The organism is Streptomyces sp. CB02056, from assembly GCF_001905545.1.
Classification (GTDB): domain Bacteria; phylum Actinomycetota; class Actinomycetes; order Streptomycetales; family Streptomycetaceae; genus Kitasatospora.
Window position 1 is genome coordinate 793,918 of record NZ_LIPD01000003.1, and the last position, 16,552, is coordinate 810,469.

Annotated in this window: 18 protein-coding genes and 1 rRNA gene; 14 read left to right on the top strand and 5 right to left on the bottom strand. The window is 69.7% G+C overall.

Going from position 1 to position 16,552, the window contains the following annotated elements; all coding sequences use genetic code 11:
- The first annotated feature begins 92 nt into the window (after nt 1-92).
- Nucleotides 93-959: a helix-turn-helix domain-containing protein gene (locus AMK13_RS11000; RefSeq protein ID WP_074001989.1), complete on the top strand. Its 867-nt coding sequence runs from the start codon at nt 93-95 to the stop codon at nt 957-959.
- Nucleotides 952-1,155 (top strand): DUF397 domain-containing protein, encoded by a 204-nt coding sequence (locus AMK13_RS11005; RefSeq protein ID WP_074001990.1) that lies wholly within the window; start codon nt 952-954, stop codon nt 1,153-1,155. The genes AMK13_RS11000 and AMK13_RS11005 overlap by 8 nt, the downstream gene beginning before the upstream one ends.
- A gap of 171 nt (nt 1,156-1,326) precedes the next feature.
- Here AMK13_RS11005 and AMK13_RS11010 read toward each other — a convergent pair whose 3' ends face one another.
- A complete protein-coding gene (locus tag AMK13_RS11010) occupies nt 1,327-1,701 on the bottom strand; it encodes a hypothetical protein (RefSeq protein ID WP_074001991.1) in 375 nt (124 codons plus the stop codon).
- A 227-nt stretch (nt 1,702-1,928) separates the two neighbouring features.
- Here AMK13_RS11010 and AMK13_RS11015 point away from each other — a divergent pair, with 227 nt between their 5' ends.
- The 8 genes from AMK13_RS11015 (at nt 1,929) to AMK13_RS11050 (ending at nt 7,449) form a co-directional block, all read left to right on the top strand.
- Entirely contained in the window at nt 1,929-2,222 is a 294-nt protein-coding gene (locus tag AMK13_RS11015; RefSeq protein WP_143204522.1) for a hypothetical protein, read from the top strand.
- Between the two features lie 98 nt (nt 2,223-2,320).
- Complete coding sequence (locus tag AMK13_RS11020; RefSeq protein WP_049651250.1) at nt 2,321-2,722, top strand: hypothetical protein; 402 nt, start codon at nt 2,321-2,323, stop codon at nt 2,720-2,722.
- A 460-nt stretch (nt 2,723-3,182) separates the two neighbouring features.
- On the top strand, nt 3,183-3,404 hold the full coding sequence (locus AMK13_RS11025; protein ID WP_074001993.1) for a hypothetical protein: 222 nt from the start codon (nt 3,183-3,185) through the stop codon (nt 3,402-3,404).
- A complete protein-coding gene (locus AMK13_RS11030; protein ID WP_074001994.1) occupies nt 3,388-3,909 on the top strand; it encodes a DUF6879 family protein in 522 nt (173 codons plus the stop codon). The genes AMK13_RS11025 and AMK13_RS11030 overlap by 17 nt, the downstream gene beginning before the upstream one ends.
- A complete protein-coding gene (locus AMK13_RS11035; RefSeq protein WP_074001995.1) occupies nt 3,899-4,747 on the top strand; it encodes a helix-turn-helix domain-containing protein in 849 nt (282 codons plus the stop codon). The genes AMK13_RS11030 and AMK13_RS11035 overlap by 11 nt, the downstream gene beginning before the upstream one ends.
- 72 nt (nt 4,748-4,819) lie before the next feature.
- Nucleotides 4,820-5,272: an NUDIX domain-containing protein gene (locus AMK13_RS11040; protein WP_074002174.1), complete on the top strand. Its 453-nt coding sequence runs from the start codon at nt 4,820-4,822 to the stop codon at nt 5,270-5,272.
- 888 nt (nt 5,273-6,160) lie between these two features.
- On the top strand, nt 6,161-6,289 hold the full coding sequence (locus AMK13_RS45840) for a hypothetical protein (protein ID WP_274538679.1): 129 nt from the start codon (nt 6,161-6,163) through the stop codon (nt 6,287-6,289).
- A 56-nt stretch (nt 6,290-6,345) separates the two neighbouring features.
- Nucleotides 6,346-7,449 carry a methyltransferase domain-containing protein gene (locus AMK13_RS11050; RefSeq protein ID WP_074001996.1) on the top strand — a complete coding sequence of 368 codons (1,104 nt, stop codon included), beginning with the start codon at nt 6,346-6,348 and terminating at the stop codon, nt 7,447-7,449.
- 32 nt (nt 7,450-7,481) lie between these two features.
- Here AMK13_RS11050 and AMK13_RS11055 read toward each other — a convergent pair whose 3' ends face one another.
- Together AMK13_RS11055 and AMK13_RS11060 are read right to left on the bottom strand one after the other, a co-directional pair.
- Nucleotides 7,482-7,916 carry a VOC family protein gene (locus AMK13_RS11055; protein ID WP_074001997.1) on the bottom strand — a complete coding sequence of 145 codons (435 nt, stop codon included), beginning with the start codon at nt 7,914-7,916 and terminating at the stop codon, nt 7,482-7,484.
- Between the two features lie 145 nt (nt 7,917-8,061).
- Nucleotides 8,062-10,296: a transglycosylase domain-containing protein gene (locus AMK13_RS11060; RefSeq protein ID WP_074001998.1), complete on the bottom strand. Its 2,235-nt coding sequence runs from the start codon at nt 10,294-10,296 to the stop codon at nt 8,062-8,064.
- Between the two features lie 383 nt (nt 10,297-10,679).
- On the opposite strand from AMK13_RS11060, the gene AMK13_RS11065 reads away from it, so the two are divergent.
- Together AMK13_RS11065 and aspS are read left to right on the top strand one after the other, a co-directional pair.
- Nucleotides 10,680-11,033, top strand: coding sequence for a UBP-type zinc finger domain-containing protein (locus AMK13_RS11065; protein WP_049651258.1), 354 nt, complete (start codon nt 10,680-10,682; stop codon nt 11,031-11,033).
- 288 nt (nt 11,034-11,321) lie between these two features.
- Complete coding sequence (aspS, locus tag AMK13_RS11070; protein ID WP_074001999.1) at nt 11,322-12,629, top strand: aspartate--tRNA(Asn) ligase; 1,308 nt, start codon at nt 11,322-11,324, stop codon at nt 12,627-12,629.
- Between the two features lie 112 nt (nt 12,630-12,741).
- Here the strand turns inward: aspS and AMK13_RS11075 are convergent, their stop codons facing one another.
- The gene (locus AMK13_RS11075; protein ID WP_030246527.1) at nt 12,742-13,455 is read right to left on the bottom strand and encodes an IclR family transcriptional regulator; all 714 of its coding nucleotides are present in this window, start codon (nt 13,453-13,455) and stop codon (nt 12,742-12,744) included.
- A gap of 232 nt (nt 13,456-13,687) precedes the next feature.
- Nucleotides 13,688-13,804: ribosomal RNA gene (gene rrf, locus AMK13_RS11080) — 5S ribosomal RNA — on the bottom strand.
- A gap of 398 nt (nt 13,805-14,202) precedes the next feature.
- On the opposite strand from rrf, the gene AMK13_RS11085 reads away from it, so the two are divergent.
- Nucleotides 14,203-14,991 (top strand): response regulator transcription factor, encoded by a 789-nt coding sequence (locus tag AMK13_RS11085; RefSeq protein WP_274538680.1) that lies wholly within the window; start codon nt 14,203-14,205, stop codon nt 14,989-14,991.
- Between the two features lie 12 nt (nt 14,992-15,003).
- A complete protein-coding gene (locus AMK13_RS11090; protein WP_074002001.1) occupies nt 15,004-16,503 on the top strand; it encodes a sensor histidine kinase in 1,500 nt (499 codons plus the stop codon).
- Nucleotides 16,504-16,552 lie beyond the last annotated feature (49 nt).

Below are 16,552 nucleotides of genomic sequence, written 5' to 3' on the forward strand. Positions count from 1 at the left end.
GGATCGTTCTGAGGGTGACGATAGCGTGAGGCGCCACAGATTTGTGGCGATCCACGCGAAGTTCCCCCGAACGGGGCTGGCAGACTGGACCCATGGCCCTTCGATCGAACCCGACGCTTCGCCAGTTGAGGTTGGGTGCCGAACTTCGCAGGATGCGGGAACAGGCCGGCCTCGGCGGCAGCCAGCTCGCCCGCGCACTGGGCATCAACCCCGCCCACGTGACGCAGATGGAGAGCGGCAAGACCGGCATCAGCGTCGAACGCCTGCGCACGATCGCGGCGTTGTGCATGTGCGTCAACGAGCCCCTGATCGACGCGCTCGCGGACATCATCACGGACCGCGACAAGGGAGGCTGGTGGGAGGAGTACCGGGGGAACCTTTCGCAGGACTTCCTCGAAGTTGCTGAGATCGAGGCTCACGCACGGGCGCTCTCGGTCTACACGATGGCCTTCATCCATGGGCTGCTTCAGACCAACACCTATGCCTCAGCCGTCTTCGCTCGCTCCTATCCGCCTCTGCCGGGGCACGAGGTCGACCTGAGAGCCTCCTTCCGCCTGCGGCGTCAGCACATCATCCGTTCTGAGGCGACTCCGTACACCGCATACATCCATGAAGCGGCGCTGCGGATGCAGTTCGGCGGGGCAAAGGTCCAAGCCGAGCAACTCGGCGCCCTTGTCGAGGCCTCAGAGCGGCCCAACATCTCCATCCGAGTCGTGCTGTTCGACGTCGACATGATCCCGCTGCCCAACGAGAACTTCACGTACGTCGAGGGTCCGGTTCAGGAACTCGACACGGTTCAGTCGGACTCGGGTGTCGGAAACCTTCTCTTCGATGCCCCGGCTCACACGGCCAGGTTTCGGTCGCTGCTCGCCCGGATCGGTTCGGCTGCTCTCTCGGGGGAGGAGTCCCGAGAGTTTATTCGCTCCATCAAGAAGGACATGGAAAGTAAATATGCGTAACTCCACCTGGCAGAAGTCCAGTTTCTCGGGCTCGAACGCAGACTGTGTTGAGGTGCGAGCCGATGCTGGTGTGATCGAACTCCGGGAGTCCGACGAGGGCGACGTCATCGTCCGCACCACCGCCCGCAACTTCGCCGCGTTCCTCCAGGGCACTCAGGCGGGCGAGTTCGACCACCTGGTGACCATCACCGCCTAGCGAACTGTCCGGCGGCCCCTTGCTCCTCCGCAAGGGGCCGCCGGCGTGCTTCAGAAGTGGTCGGGGCCCGACCCTGCCACCGCGAACTCCACTCCGCCGTCGACCAGTTCGGCGTCCCGGACCGGATGACCCCCGATCCAGGCCGGGGTGCGGTCCGTCCCTCTCCCGCGCCTACGGCTGGATCACGAAATACACCACGAAGCCCGCGGTCACGCACAGGAAGAACTGCACCATGAAGCCCCAGGTGAGCGGCACTTCGTCCCTGTCGCCCGCCAGTTGCAGGCGCGCCATCCTCCCGAGGTGCCCGGCCGTTCCCAGCGTCAGCGACAGCATCGCCAGCGCGTACATCGACAGCGCGCCGGCCGAGGTCGTCCCGTTCATGTGGGAGCGCCCGACCAGGAAGAGCGCTCCGACCAGCGGCGCCAGGGCAACCATGATCCGGTACTGCCGGGTCACCTGCGGCGGTATCGCCATCGCCCAGAACAGCACCGTCGTCAGCACGACGATCCACCACCAGGTGGCCACGCTCAAGCCCAGTGGAGTCATGCCCCCACCCCCCACATCACGGACGTTCGCTCACGTCCACTGACGATCACACTATCCAGACCAGCCCCTGCCCCGCGCCGCCCGGACCCCGCAAGATCCCGCCCGGTCCCCTGCCGGTTCCCGGCAAGAACCCGATAAGACCCGGCACAGGAAGTCGGCCGGCCCGACTTCCTACGCACCGCCTCCGCCCCGGCGGCCCCTCCTGCCGGTGCCGCTACGGTTCCGGCATGGGAAAGCGGGAGCCGTACTGGCGCAGACTTGGCACTCCGGCGATGCTCGTCCTGTACCGGACCCCGAACCGGTGGCGGTACGCCGTCTACTTCACCGGACCGGGCGGCATTGCCGACGGGGGACTCGACGAACCCGCGCCCTCCTGCGAGCCCGTGATCGCGCAGACGGCCATGCACCGCAAGGCCGAGGAGCTCACCCACCGCACACTCGAGGTCACCTGGCAGGAGGCCGACCAAGACGGCTGCTGGACCGGAGTCATCACCAACCCGGGTCCACTGCCCGCTTCATAAGTGGGGCTGGACCCACCCCCTTGTGGGGCTGGACCCATACTCGGCCGCGCGTCCGCTCCGTAGCGTCGTTCCCACAACGACACGGAGGGGAAAGAACCATGGCGCCCACGGCCCACCAGTCCACCTTCACCACGGTGAAGAAGTGCATCACGCTCTTCGGCCTAGCCGGTGCCATCGTCCTCGGCACGGTCGCCGTGATGGCGTCCATCGGCCACCCGACGACCCCGTTCATGTGGATCCGCGGCGTCATCTTCCTCGCCGTCGCCCCGTACCTCCACCGGCTGGCCACCCGCGCCGCCGACGGCTCTGCCAAGGCCTTCGACCGCGTCCGCACCCTCTCCACCGTGATGCCGATCGCCATCATCGCCGTGGACCTCATCCCCGGCCTCTGCCCGCCCTGGTACGCCGTCCTCCAGGGCCTCTCCGCCCTCGCCCTCCTCGCCGTCGCCATCCTCACCCGCACCCCCGCCCTGCGCGCCGCCTTCCCCAACGCCGACTGAACCCCCACCCCCACCCCCACCCCGACTCGGCGCAGGAAGTCGGCCGTTCGACTCTGCTGGCAAAGTCGCGGGCTGGTTCTGTGGTATTGCGACAGGTTTGTCTCACGATATGAGACCACAGGATGGGCGCTTCCAGCTGTTTTGTCACGAAGTGCTCGCTGCGACATACCCGGCAAATCGACTTCGCCAGCAGAGTCGCCGTTCCGACTTCCTGCGCCGGTAGCCCTACCCGTCGGCTCCTCGCTCCCCGCAAGGAGCCGCCGGGTGGGGATGTTCGTTTCCTCTTGGCGTGGGGCGGAGCCAATGTCCTTGCAGGAGCGTGTTGTTGGTCGGGAGGCCTCGCGATCTTGATCTTTAGTCCGATACGGGAATACCTCCCTTCCGTCGTGGACAGCCGCTGACCAGCCCTCTAGCGTCGTGCCCAGGTGCTCTGGCAGGACCGCTCTCCAAGGGGGTTGAGATGGACACCAGGTCGGGTCTCACACGGCTGACCAACACGGGCGACGGCGGTGGCTCGGGGGAGTGCAATCAGAACGACTGTCCCAACGTCTACCGCACCGAGCGGGGGACGTTCGTGATCCAGGGGGCCGTCTCCGGCGCCTTCGCGCCGCCCGGCGGCGAGGGCCTGGTGGAGATCCCCGAGAGTGTGCTTCGGGAGGCTGTTCGTGCGCTTGGATGGTGAGGCCTGGCAAGCCAGGTTCCGTCAGTTCGAGACGGAGGCTTGGCGGCTTGAGACCCTTCCGGCCTACAGGGTTCCGCAGGAGGAAGAGGAACTGCGAGCCTTTCGAGCCGGTGAACGGATCGACCCGCATGCGCATTCCAACGAGTACACGGAAGACCTCAAGCGCGTGCGGCGGGAGGGGAAAACCAAGGGGCGGGTGCACATCGTCACGCGACCGCTCTCCGAATACCTCCGCTACGAGTTCATGTACTACCTGCCGCATGTGTGGGCCGGCGAGGATGTCCGGATCATGGACGTCACGGATCGGCCCAACCCGTTGGCGGGAGTCACTGACTACTGGATGTTCGACAAGGCGGAGGTGGTGCTCATGAACTACCTTCCCGATGGAACACAGATCGACCGCACCGTGTTCGAGGGGGATGTCGACCCGTTCATCGAATACCAGCGGATCGCCATCGCCGAATCGGTGCCTTTCGAGGAGTACGTGAAGGGAATTGGCGCTTGATCCGCAGGATCTAGGCCGATCGAGTGCGGACCTGGCGGCGATCCTTCAAGAGCTTCGCAAGCGAGCTGGACTCTCCGGGGTCCAGCTCGCTCGGCGTGTCAACATGTCGCAGTCCAAGATCTCCAAGATCGAGACCGGCAAGGTCATACCGTCCCTCGTCGATGTCGAACTGATTCTGCGGGCGCTCGACGCGCCGGCGGAGCTGATCGCGCGGGTGACCGCTCTCGCTCGCATCGCGAACACGGAGTGGCAGGATGCCAAGGCCTTGCGCCGAAAGGGACTGGACAAGAAGCAGGTCGAGCTGGCCGCCCTTGAACGGCACTCGACGGAGTTCAGGTACTTCCTGCCGACCATGATCACCGGTCTGCTCGCGACGCCCGAATACATCAGGGCGAGCCTCGCCCTGTTCCCCGGCGATCATTCGGAGGCCATCGCCAGGAAGCTGGAGAGGCAGGCCGTTCTCTATGAGAGGGCCAAGAGCTTCACCTTCATCCTGACCGAGCAGGCCTGCCTCTGGCCGCTCGTCTCGGAACAGGCCATGGCCGTGCAGCTCGATCGACTGGTGTCGGTCTCCCGGTTGCCGAATGTCCGGCTGGGGGTCATCCCCATGGCCGGCCGCATGCCATGGGCTCCGCTGAATGTCTTCACGGTCTACGATGCCGTTCTGGCCACCGTGGAAGTGTCCACCGGTGCGCTCGTTTTCCGTGATCCGAGGGATGTTCAGGAGTATCTGAACGAGTTCGGGAGATTCGAAGGCTACTCGCTCTGGGGTGATGAGGCCCGCGTCAGGCTGGAGGAGTGGGCCGCCCGTTTTCGAGGGGGCCGGCGAGATCTTTAGTCGATTTCCGGAATAACGTTGATGGGATTTCCGAAATTCCCCTAACCTGATTTCTGCATGAAGGGCGGGTCCATGAAGAAGGTCGCCGTGAAGCTCTGGCGGATCATCCGTGGTCCGATGCAGTGGCGCGTTCTCTGGCTCTGGCACTCGAAGTTCATGGTGGGCGTCACGGGCATCGTGCGTCACCAGGACGGCCGGGTCTTGCTGCTGAAGCACCGGATGTGGCCGGAGGGCCAGCAGTGGGGCTTGCCGACGGGCTACGCGAACGCGGGCGAGAGCTTCGAAGACACGATCGTGCGTGAGGTCCGGGAGGAAACGGGGCTCATGGTGAAGGTGTGCGAACTGGCGCACCTGAAGAGCGGCTACAAGCTGCGCGTCGAAGTCGCCTACGAGGCCTTGTACGTCAGTGGACAGACCAGCGCCCCCTCGTTCGAGATCCTGGAGGCTCAATGGTTCTCACCGGACGAACTCCCCGACGGATTGCAGGAATCGCACCGGCAGTTGATCAGCCGTCGACGTCGCTGACCCTCGGCCGCTCGCTCACGCCCTCCTGCCTGGGCCCGAACGAGCACCTGGCGGGCAGCCCGGACGAACGGGCTGAACTGGCACATCTCCTGGCCGTACGGCGGGCGACCGCCGCACTCGGCCAGGCGCACCCGCACATCGCGTTCTCGCTCCTGCACTGGGTTGTCGAGGCGTGGCAGGACGAGGGGGCCCGGGAGGTGTTCCGGCAGGGAGCGGCTCTTCTGGCTGATCGCTACCGTGAATTGGGGCTGGACCGGATGCTGCCGATCGACCGGGTGTGGGTGGGGGTGCGTTCGACGCGCCCGGACGCGTTCGGCGGTTTCCACCACCCGAATCAGGGCTACCGGCATGTGCAGTTGGCGTCGGTGATCACGAGGTACGGCCGGCTGAGTGATCCTCGATGGGCGTCGCCGGAACTCGTGGCACTCGACCTACTGCGGTCCTACGCCCATGACTGCCTGCACTGGGGCTCGTTCCGGGAGTACCGGCTCCGGGACGGCCAGGTGGTTCGTAGCCGTTACGGGATCAACTGTGTGGACGCGGAAGGGCGTACGTACTCGGCGAGGGACGGCGATGGAGCCTCCTCGACGCGGAATCTCGGCATCATCATGGAGGGGGCCACCGACCGGGAAGCACGGTCGATCGCCGCTGCGGTGGCCGATCTCCTCGGCATCGCCGAGCGCATCGAACCGGATGACCGTCTGGCCTTCCGAGACACCACCGGGCAGTTGGAGGCGGTCGACTTCGACCGTGTCGCCGGGTGTTGCCACCGACTTCCATCAGGCCCTGGCCGGATACGAGTGTGGCGTCGGCATGAGGTACCAGTGCTTCCTCACCGATACGGGTGGAACCGCTGCGAACACCCTGCACGCACTCATCCTCTCCGCCATGATCAGCGGAGACCTGTCCTGCCTGACCGACTGGCTCGACCAGCGGTACGGGCCGGAGGCGTTCCGTCGGCGTTTCCGCTCGCCGGTCTACACGGGGCCGGACCCCGGCAAGCAGGTCTCCCCCTGAGGTGAACCCCAGTGGGCTGCTGCCATCTGCGACTACTTGGAAGGGGTCCGTCAGGCATGACGACTGTCCTCCACAGCGAAGACCAACTCCTGCGGGCGCGGGTCGCGTTGGCCTCGGAGATCGAGCGGGTGAGCGCGGTGCTGTCGTCGCGGGTGGTCGAGGCGTTCCTCAATGTGCCGCGGCATCCGTTCGTTCCGGTGTTCTACCGGGAGGAAGGGGGTGTGCACCGCCCCTGGCCGGCCGGTGAGGCGTGGCTGCGGGAGGTGTACGCGGACCGGGTGCTGGTCACCGAGGTGGGCGGCGTGCATGCGGAGGATGCCGGGCCGGACGGCGTCCGCGGGGTGGCGACCTCATCCTCCACGCTGCCGAGCCTGATGGCCGACATGCTGGACGCGCTGGATGTCCGGCCCGGGGAGCGGGTGTTGGAGGTCGGGACGGGGACGGGCTACAACGCCGCTCTGCTCTGCCACCTCGCGGGGGCGGCCCACGTCACGACCGTCGACCGTACCGAGCACCTGGTGGCGACCGCCCGTGCCCGGTTGGGCGAGGCCGGCTTCGCGCCCGTCGTGGTCCAGGCTGATGGAGCCGACGGGTACCCGCCGGGGGCGCCGTACGACCGGATCATCGCCACCTGTGGTGTCCGTCGCGTGCCCCGGGCGTGGCTCGACCAGTGCGCGCCGGGCGGCCTCATCGTCGCCCCGCTGGGCGGTGCGGTGGCCAGGCTCACCAAGGTGTCGGACGGGCGCGCGGTCGGGCGGTTCCTGCCCCGTCCGGCGGCCTTCATGCCGTTGCGCGGCGGGAAGGAGAGCGGGCGGGAGGTGCCGGGCCCGCAGGCGGATAGCCGGATGACGGAGACCAACTCGCAGGTCCTGGACGACCCGGGGTTCGCGTTCTGGGCCGACCTCCACCTCGGTCCCACCGTCGTCCGGGACGGCCACGTCCTTCGCGATGTCGCGGACGGTTCGACCGCCCACGCGCACGGCGGCACCGTCGCCCGCAGCGGCCCCCGCGACCTCTGGCGAGCGGTCGAAGCCGCCCACCGGAGCTGGCTGGGCCAGAACCGCCCCCGCCGTGAGTGGTTCACGGTCGAAGCCGGGCCGGAGGGGCAGTTCGTGAGCTACTCGGCACCGGACGGCAGCGTGACCCGCTGGGCGCTCTGAGCGAACAGGAAGTTGTGGAATCCGGGCGGTGCTCAGTCGAGGCAGAACTCGTTGCCCTCGACGTCCTGCATCGAGAGGCACGACTCGTTCTCCTCGTCGGCGACCAGCAGCTGGACGCGGGTCGCGCCGAGGGCGACCAGTCGGGCGCACTCGGCCTCCAGGGCCGCGACGCGCTCCGCGCCGACCAGGCCGGTGCCGGCCCGTACGTCGAGGTGCACCCGGTTCTTGACGACCTTGCCTTCGGGGACGCGCTGGAAGTACATGCGCGGGCCGGCACCCGTGGGGTCACTGGCGGCGAACCACGAGCCCCGCTTCTCGGGCGGCAGCGAGCGCTGGTAGTCGTCCCAGGTGTCGAACCCCTCCGGCGTGGACGGCGGGACGTACCCCAGGGCCTCGCACCAGAAGCGGCCGACGCGCTCGGGCTCCGCGCAGTCGAAGGTGACCTGGAACTGCTTGATCGATGCCATCGGGCCACCATAGCCATGACAAGAAGGTCGCACCGCTCAATTTCCGGCACCGCACAGGGGGGGAGAACGACGTCGCCCCGCCGAGCCGGTGCTCGACGGGGCGACGTGCGGGCGACGTGCGAGGCGACGCGAGGGGAACGCGGCGTCAGGGCTGCTGGTCGTTCTCGGTGGTGGTCGCCGGGCCCGCCGGGGCGGTCGCCTGGCCGCCGGGGGCGCCGGTGCCGGTGCCGGACGGGGTCTTGTTCGGGTCGGTCCGGGGGGCCGGGTCGGGGATGTCGGCCATCGGCAGGGACTGCTTGGGGGTGCCGCGCAGGGCCTGGTTCATGGCGTCCCGCCAGATCGGGCCGGGGCCGTCGGCGCCGAACACCTCGGCCCGGTACTTCCCGTTGATGGTGATGTTGCGCATCTCGACGCCGCCCTGGGGGCCGCCGATCCAGACGGCGGTGGCGAGTTGGGGGGTGTAGCCGTTGAACCAGGCGGCCCGCTTGCGGTCCGAGGTGCCGGTCTTGCCGGCGATCTGGCGGTTGTCGTCCAGGCTGAGCGCCGCGCCGGTGCCGTTGTTCTCGGTGACGCCGTTCAGGACGGTGTTCAGCGCCCGTGCCGTCGAGTCGGAGAACGCCTTCTCGCACTGGGAGGACGGGACGGGGACGTCCTTGCCCTCCACGGTGGTGATCCGGTTGATGGCGACCGGGGCGCAGTGGGTGCCCTGGGCGGCGAAGGTCGCGTAGACGTTGGCCATGGTCAGCGGGCTCATCTCCTCGACGCCCAGGGCCATCGCGGGGACCTCCTCCAGGGGCTTGCCGCTGGCCTTGGTGGTGATGCCGAGCTTGTTGGCCATCTGCTTGACCGCGCAGAGGCCGATCTCCTGCTCCATCTGGATGAAGTAGGTGTTGACCGAGAGGGCCATCGCCATCTTCAGCTGGTACGGGCCCTTCTCGCTCGCGGACTCGTTGGGCACCACCGTCCTGGGCCGGGCCTCGTTCTTCCAGGTGCCCTCGCAGGTCTTCATCGTCGGGTACTCGAGCTTGTTCGGGGACGAGTACTCCTGGGTCGCCGGCAGGCCCGCCTCCAGGGCCGCGGCCGCGACGACCGGCTTGAAGGTGGAGCCGGGCTGGAAGCCGTTGCCGCCGCCCATCGCCGCGTCGACGTTGAGGTTGACGACGGTCTGGTTCTGGTTGGTGTCCAGGCCGTACGGGCGGGTCTGGGCCATGGCGAGGATCTTGCCGGTGCCGGGTTCGACCATGGAGGCGGCGGCGGAGACGCTGTCCGTGACCCGGACGTTGCTGCTCACCGCGTTCTGGGCGGCGGCCTGCTTCTCCGGGTCCAGCGTGGTGTAGATGTTCAGGCCGCCCTGGTTCCAGAACTTCTTGCGCTCGTCGGAGCTCTGGCCGAAGGCCGGGTCCTGCTTGACCACGTGGCGCACGTAGTCGCAGAAGAAGCCCATGCCGGCCTGGGCGGTGATGCAGCCGTTCTGCGGCGCCTTGTAGTTCAGGCCGAGCGGGGCGGCCTTCGCCTCCTTCGCCTGCTCGGCGGTGATGTGCTTGTTCTCCAGCATCTTGTCGATGACGGTGTCGCGGCGGTTCTGCGCGGCCTGCGGGTGCAGCTTCGGGTCGTACTGGGACGGGTTCTGCACCAGCCCGGCGAGCGTCGCCGCCTCGGCGACGGTGAGGTCCTTGTTGCTCTTGCTGAAGTAGCGCTGGGAGGCGGCCTCCACCCCGTAGGCGCCGTTCCCGTAGTACGTGATGTTGAGGTAGTTGGTGAGGATCTGCTCCTTCGGCACCTCCTCCTCCAGCTTGATCGCGACCTTGAGCTCCTGGATCTTGCGGCCCAGGGTCTTGCGCTGGGCCTCCAGGACGGCGTCCCGGTCGTCGCCGGCCTGCTCGACGTTGACGTTCTTGACGTACTGCTGGGTCAGCGTGGAGGCGCCCTGGGAGGCGGTGCCGCTCTCCGCGTTCTTGCTGATCGCCCGGAGGACGCCCTTGAGGTCGACGGCGCCGTGCTCGTAGAAGCGGGCGTCCTCGATGTCGACCTGGGCCTGGCGCATGAACGGCGACATCTGCTCGGCGGTGATGACGGTGCGGTCGCGCTCGTAGACCTTGGCGATCAGGCCGCCCTTGGCGTCGAAGATCTGCGTCGCCTGGGTGAGCGGCGGGGTCTTGAAGTCGGACGGGACGTCCTCGAACCCCTCCGCCGTGCTCTTGGCCGTCAGCCCGATGCCGCCGGCGACGGGTAGGACCAGGCCTGCCAGCAGCACACCGGACACGACGCTCACCCCCAGGAAGGTCGCACCGAGGCGGGCCAGCCGGAGCGGGGCCTTGCGGGACGGCTGGAGGTCCGCGTTCTCGGAGGAACTCCATATCGGGGGGAGGTTCGATGCCATTCCGGAATGCTAACCCTTGGAAGTCTCCGGTCGAACGGTTTTTCGCGTGCGGCTGTCACGGCTCTGCAACAGGCTCCGGGGTCGATTCCCGGGGGGTGAATCGCATACGTACCGAATGAATTCGGGGGAATTCGGCGGCCGGCCTCCGACTCGGTCCGCCCCGCCCCGCCCCCGGCCGCCCTGGTCCGCCCCGTCTGCGGCGCCCCTCCCGTGGCCCGCCCCCTACCAGGTTGATGCCGTGAGCGGGCCGAAAGGTTGCGGCGCCCGGACGGTCAGGTGCCCCGACGGTCAAGTGCCGCGGACGGTCAGGTGCCCCGGACTGGCAGCGCCGCTGCGGCCGGGCCAGGCTGGTGGGGACGGACCGCCCAGCCGAGGAGGCAGCTATGACCGGCGAGCCGATCCCGGGAATCGACCCCGCCGCGGTGCCCAGCGGCGACGGCTGCGCGGAGTGCCTGGCCGGCGGCGGATGGTGGTTCCACCTGCGCCGCTGCGCGGCCTGCGGCCACATCGGCTGCTGCGACTCCTCCCCCGCCCAGCACGCGACGAAGCACGCGCGCCAGGCCGGCCACCCGTTCCTGGTCAGCTTCGAGCCCGGCGAGGAGTGGTTCTGGAACCTGGACACCGGCGAGTACTACGAGGGCCCGCCGCTGGCACCCCCCACCGCCCACCCGGTCACCCAGCCCACCCCGGGCCCGGCCGGCCGGGTCCCCGTCGACTGGCAGTCGCAGCTGCACTGACGGTCCCCACCGCGACGGCCACCGCCTCCTCCCCGTACGAGGCGGTCGGCCGACGGCGACCGCACCGTTCCGGCGGCCCCTCGCACCGCGCAGGGGCCGCCGACCCCTGTCCGCCGTCCGCCCGGCCGCCGTCCGCCCGGACACCGGCCGCCGTCCGCCCGGACACGAGGGAAAACCCCGCGACTCCCACGGGCTTGATCCTCTACGGTGAACGCGCCCAGGGCGGCCGTTTACCGCCCGTCGACGTGGCGCGACCAACGCGCCCGCAAACCCGGGGAGTTCCCTGTCATGACGCGCACCCTTGTCGCCGAGCTGCCCGCGCACCTGGAGGAGACGGTCACCGTCTACGGGTGGGTGAACACGCTCCGACTCCAGCGGCGCATCCAGTTCGTCCTGGTCCGGGACCACACCGGTCTCGTGCAGGTCACCCACCTCCGGGGTGGGGAGGACGACGTCATCGAGGCCGCCTTCGAGGGCGTGACGGTCGAGTCCGCCGTGAAGATCACCGGCCGGGTGGTCGCCAACCCGCAGGTCAAGCTCGGTGGTCTGGAGATCGTCCCGACCCGCGTGGAGGTCGTCTCACCGGCCGAGCCGAAGCTGCCGATCGACGAGAAGACCGGGATCGACCAGCGCCTGGACTGGCGGTTCCTCGACATCCGGCGGCCCTCCCAGCAGCTGGTCTTCGACGTCCAGACGACCGTCGAGCGGGCGATGCGGGAGGTGGCGGCCGAGGAGGGCTTCACCGAGCTGCACACGCCGAAGCTCATGGGGACGGCCTCCGAGTCGGGCGCCGAGGTGTTCGAGGTCGGCTACTTCGGCCGGACCGCCTACCTCGCCCAGTCCCCGCAGTTCTACAAGCAGATGGCCATCGCGGGCGGCATCGACCGGGTCTTCGAGATCGGGCCGGTGTTCCGTGCCGAGCCGTCCTTCACCTCCCGGCACGCCACCGAGTTCACCGGGGTCGACGTCGAGATCGCCTGGGTCGACGGGGCCGAGGACGTGATGGCCTTCGAGGAGCGGATGCTGCACCGCGTCCTGACCGCCGTGGCCGAGCGCCACGGCGCGGCGATCGCCGAGCACTTCGGCACCCGGGTCGTCGTCCCGGAACTGCCGTTCCCCCGGATCACGATGGCCGACGCGCTGGCCCGGCTCCGCGCCACCGGCTGGGACCCGGAGGGCGTCAAGGAGGACCTCGACCCCGAGGGCGAGCGGGCGCTGTGCGGCCTGATCGCCGAGGAGACCGGGCACGAGTTCGTCTTCGTCACCCGCTTCCCGGCCGCCGTGCGGCCGTTCTACCACCTGCGGCCGGAGGACGACCCGAGCGTCACCGAGTCCTTCGACCTGCTGTGGAAGGGCGTGGAGATCACCACCGGCGCCCAGCGCGAGCACCGGTACGACCGCCTCGTCGCCCAGGCCCGGGAGAAGGGCATGGACACCGGCCCGCTCTCCGGGTACCTCGACTGCTTCCGCTACGGCACCCCGCCGCACGGCGGGCTCGGTCTGGGGCTCGGCCGGCTGCTGATGCTGGCGGTCGGCCTGCCGTCGATCCGCGAGGCGACGTTCCTCTTCCGGGGCCCGCACCGCCTCGAACCGTAGGGCGTCGAACCGTAGGCGGGGGACCGGAAGACGGAACGGGCCGCGCCCGAGGAGATCCTTTCCTCGGGCGCGGCCCGTTCCGTTCGTGCGTTCCGGCCGCGCTGCCCGGCGGTCAGCTGCGGCGGAGGGCCTCGGTGAGCCGGTTGGCGGCCTCGATGATGGCCTGGGCGTGCAGGCGACCCGGGTGGCGGGTGAGCCGCTCGATGGGGCCGGAGACGGAGACGGCGGCCACCACGCGGTTGGACGGCCCGCGGACGGGGGCGGAGACGGACGCGACGCCCGGCTCGCGCTCCCCGATGGACTGGGCCCAGCCGCGGCGGCGGACGCCGCTGAGCGCGGTGGCGGTGAAGCGGGCGCCCTGGAGGCCTCGGTGGAGGCGCTCGGGCTCTTCCCAGGCGAGGAGGACCTGGGCGGCGGAGCCGGCCTTCATCGGCAGGGTGCTGCCGACGGGGACGGTGTCGCGCAGACCGGAGAGTCGTTCGGCGGCGGCGACGCAGATGCGCATCTCGCCCTGGCGGCGGTAGAGCTGCGCGCTCTCCCCGGTGACGTCGCGCAGGTGGGTGAGGACGGGGCCCGCGGTGGCGAGCAGTCGGTCCTCGCCGGCGGCGGCGGAGAGTTCGGACAGGCGGGGGCCGAGGATGAAGCGGCCCTGCATGTCGCGGGTGACCAGGCGGTGGTGTTCGAGTGCGACGGCGAGTCTGTGGGCGGTGGGGCGCGCCAGACCGGTGGCGGCGACCAGCCCCGCCAGTGTGGCGGGGCCCGACTCCAGTGCGCTGAGCACCAGAGCGGCCTTGTCGAGAACGCCGACGCCGCTAGTGTTGTCCATAGCATGATATTGCAGTCTCAGGTAGCGAGACGCAAGTCTGTTTCGATGTCCGCCATCCTCTCAGATGCCCGCAAAGCACCACTTCCGGGACTCGGCGTCTCGGATGGCGGACGCGCCGCTGCGGGCGGGTCGGCGCCCGCACTGGAAGCGGGGAACAGCCGGGGAACGGCCGGGGAAACGCAAAAAGCCCCTGCCGTGTCTCTTTCGAAACACGGCAGGGGCCGTAAGAAGAATTCGGCGGCGTCCTACTCTCCCACAGGGTCCCCCCTGCAGTACCATCGGCGCTGAAAGGCTTAGCTTCCGGGTTCGGAATGGAGCCGGGCGTTTCCCTCTCGCTATGACCACCGAAATGATCGGGCCGGGCAATTGCTCGAAAGCACTGCCTACGCCTCGCTGTAAATCATAGCAGGAGGAAAAGCGAACGGATTCCGCGGTCCCGAGGGGCCGGTCGCGTCCGGGGGGTCGCTCGCGACCGGGGGTCGGGCCGACCGGCGGGCGGTGTCCACCCGTCGGCTCCCGTCGACCCGCTCGGAGGGGGAGCCGGCACACCGAGGGGGCGCGTCACGCAGCGTGTGCGCCCCGTCCGTCGTGTCCACGCCCGTGCGCACACCACCGACCCCACCCCTGTGCGCCGATCGCCCAAAAACCGACCGATAAGGTGTTAATCCAACATTCATCCATGCCGCATAGCCTCCGGGGGCTAGCCTCATGCTGAACGTCATCGTCCGACCGGGAGGCGAAAGCCCCGTGCAAGGCACTGTCACCACACCAGGCGGTTCCACGGTGCCCGGCGGCCAGGGCGAGGCGTTCCTGCTCGTCGTGGACGACGAGCCCAACATCCGCGAGCTGCTCTCCGCCTCGCTGCGCTTCTCCGGCTTCCGCGTCGCCTCCGCCGCCACCGGCACCGAGGCGCTCGAACTGGTCGCCGCCGAGCGCCCGGACCTGGTCGTCCTCGACGTGATGCTCCCCGACCTCGACGGCTTCACCGTCGTCGAGAAGCTGCGCGAGCGCACCAGCCGCGGGCAGATAGCCGGGCCGGCCCACGGGCACCCCGCCGACCACCTGCCGGTGCTCTTCCTCACCGCCAAGGACGGCGTCGGCGACAAGGTCCAGGGCCTGGCCGCCGGGGCGGACGACTACGTCACCAAGCCCTTCAGCCTGGAGGAGCTGATCGCCCGGATCCGCGCCATCCTGCGCCGGGCCGGCGGGCCCGCCGAGGACGGCCGACTGGTCGTCGCCGACCTCAGCCTCGACCCGGTCGCCCACGAGGTCACCCGGGGCGGCACCCCGGTCTCGCTCTCCCCGACCGAGTTCAAGCTGCTGCACTACCTGATGGCCAATGTCGGCCGGGTGGTCTCCAAGTCGCAGATCCTCGACCACGTCTGGGCCTACGACTTCGGCGGGGACCTCTCCATCGTCGAGTCGTACATCTCCTACCTGCGCCGCAAGCTCGACTCCGGCCCGGTGCACGGCCCCAAGCTGATCCACACCGTGCGCGGCATCGGCTACGCCCTGCGCCGCCCCCCGCAGGGCTGACCGGACCCGCTCGTGCCCGCCCGCTTCTCCTCCCGGCTGTCGCTGCGCGCCCGGCTGCTGGTGCTCGTGTTCGCGCTGGTCGCCACCGGGCTCGCGGTCAGCGACACCTTCGTGCTCGGCGCCGTACGGACCCAGCTGGTGGAGCAGCTGGACGAACAGCTCCAGCGGTACGGGCTGCCGCTCTCCCGCAAGCCCCCGAGCCAGGTGGTCGCGCCGGCCGCGGGGAAGCCCCTGGTCGCCGGGCGGCGGGTCAGCCTGCCCAGCCAGTACCTGGTGCAGTACCTCTCCTCGGACGGCAAGGTCCAGGCGCTGATGCGCCAGCCCGTCTCGGACAGCGACCCGGCGCCCCAGCTGGCCGGACTGGACCCGACCCGGACCGCCCCCGACGTCCCCTTCGACCTGCCCGACCAGCGCGGCCGGCACAGCTGGCGGGTGCTGGTGCTGCCGCTCCAGGCCCCCCGCGGGCAGGCCGCCAACCCCAGCGCGTACGCCTCGCCGACGGTCACCCCGACCTACGTCATGGTGGCGGTCTCCCGCGAGGACATCGACGCCACCATCGGCAGGCTGAGCACCTCCTTCCTGGCCATCGGCGGCGGCGTCCTGGTGCTGATCGCCGCGCTCGGCTTCTTCGCGGTGCGCGCCGGGCTGCGGCCGCTGCGCCGGATCGAGGCGGGCGCCGAGCGGATCGCGGCCGGCGAGCTGTCGCACCGGATGCCGGAGCTCTCCCCGGGCACCGAGGTCGGCCGGCTGTCGATCGCGCTCAACGGGATGCTCACCCAGATCGAGGCGGCCTTCGCGGCCCGCGCCGAGTCCGAGGCCCGGATGCGGCGCTTCGTCGCGGACGCCTCGCACGAGCTGCGCACCCCGCTGGCCGGCATCCGCGGCTTCGCCGAGCTGTACCGGATGGGCGCGCTGCCCACCGAGGCCGACGTCAAGCGGACCATGACCCGGATCGAGAGCGAGGCCGACCGGATGGGCGCCCTGGTCGAGGACCTGCTGGTGCTCGCCCGGCTGGACGAGGAGCGCCCGCTCGACCTCGCCCCGATGGACCTGCGCACCCTCGCCGCCGACGCGCTGCACGACCTCACCGCCCTTGACCCGAGCCGCCCGGTCGCGCTCACCGGTCCGGCCGGCACCGGCGCGCCCGGCGCGGCGCCCGTCCTCGGCGACGAGGCGCGGCTGCGGCAGGTGGTCACCAACCTGGTCGGCAACGCGGTCAAGCACACCCCGGCCGGCACCCCGGTCCGGATCGGGGTGGGCGCCGGCCCCGGCGGCGTCTGCTTGCTGGAGGTCGCCGACTCCGGCCCGGGCCTCACCGAGGAGCAGGCCCAGCGGGTCTTCGACCGGTTCTTCCGGGTCGACGCCTCCCGCAGCCGCGACAACGGCGGCGGCGCCGGCCTCGGCCTCGCCATCGCCACCGCCCTCACCCGCGCCCACGGCGGCACCCTCACCCTGCACACCGCCCCGGGCGAGGGCGCCACCTTCCGCGTCGAACTCCCCCGGCAGCGCTGACCGGATTCCCGCGGGGCCGAATGCCGCGAATTCGGCCCCGCCGACCCGA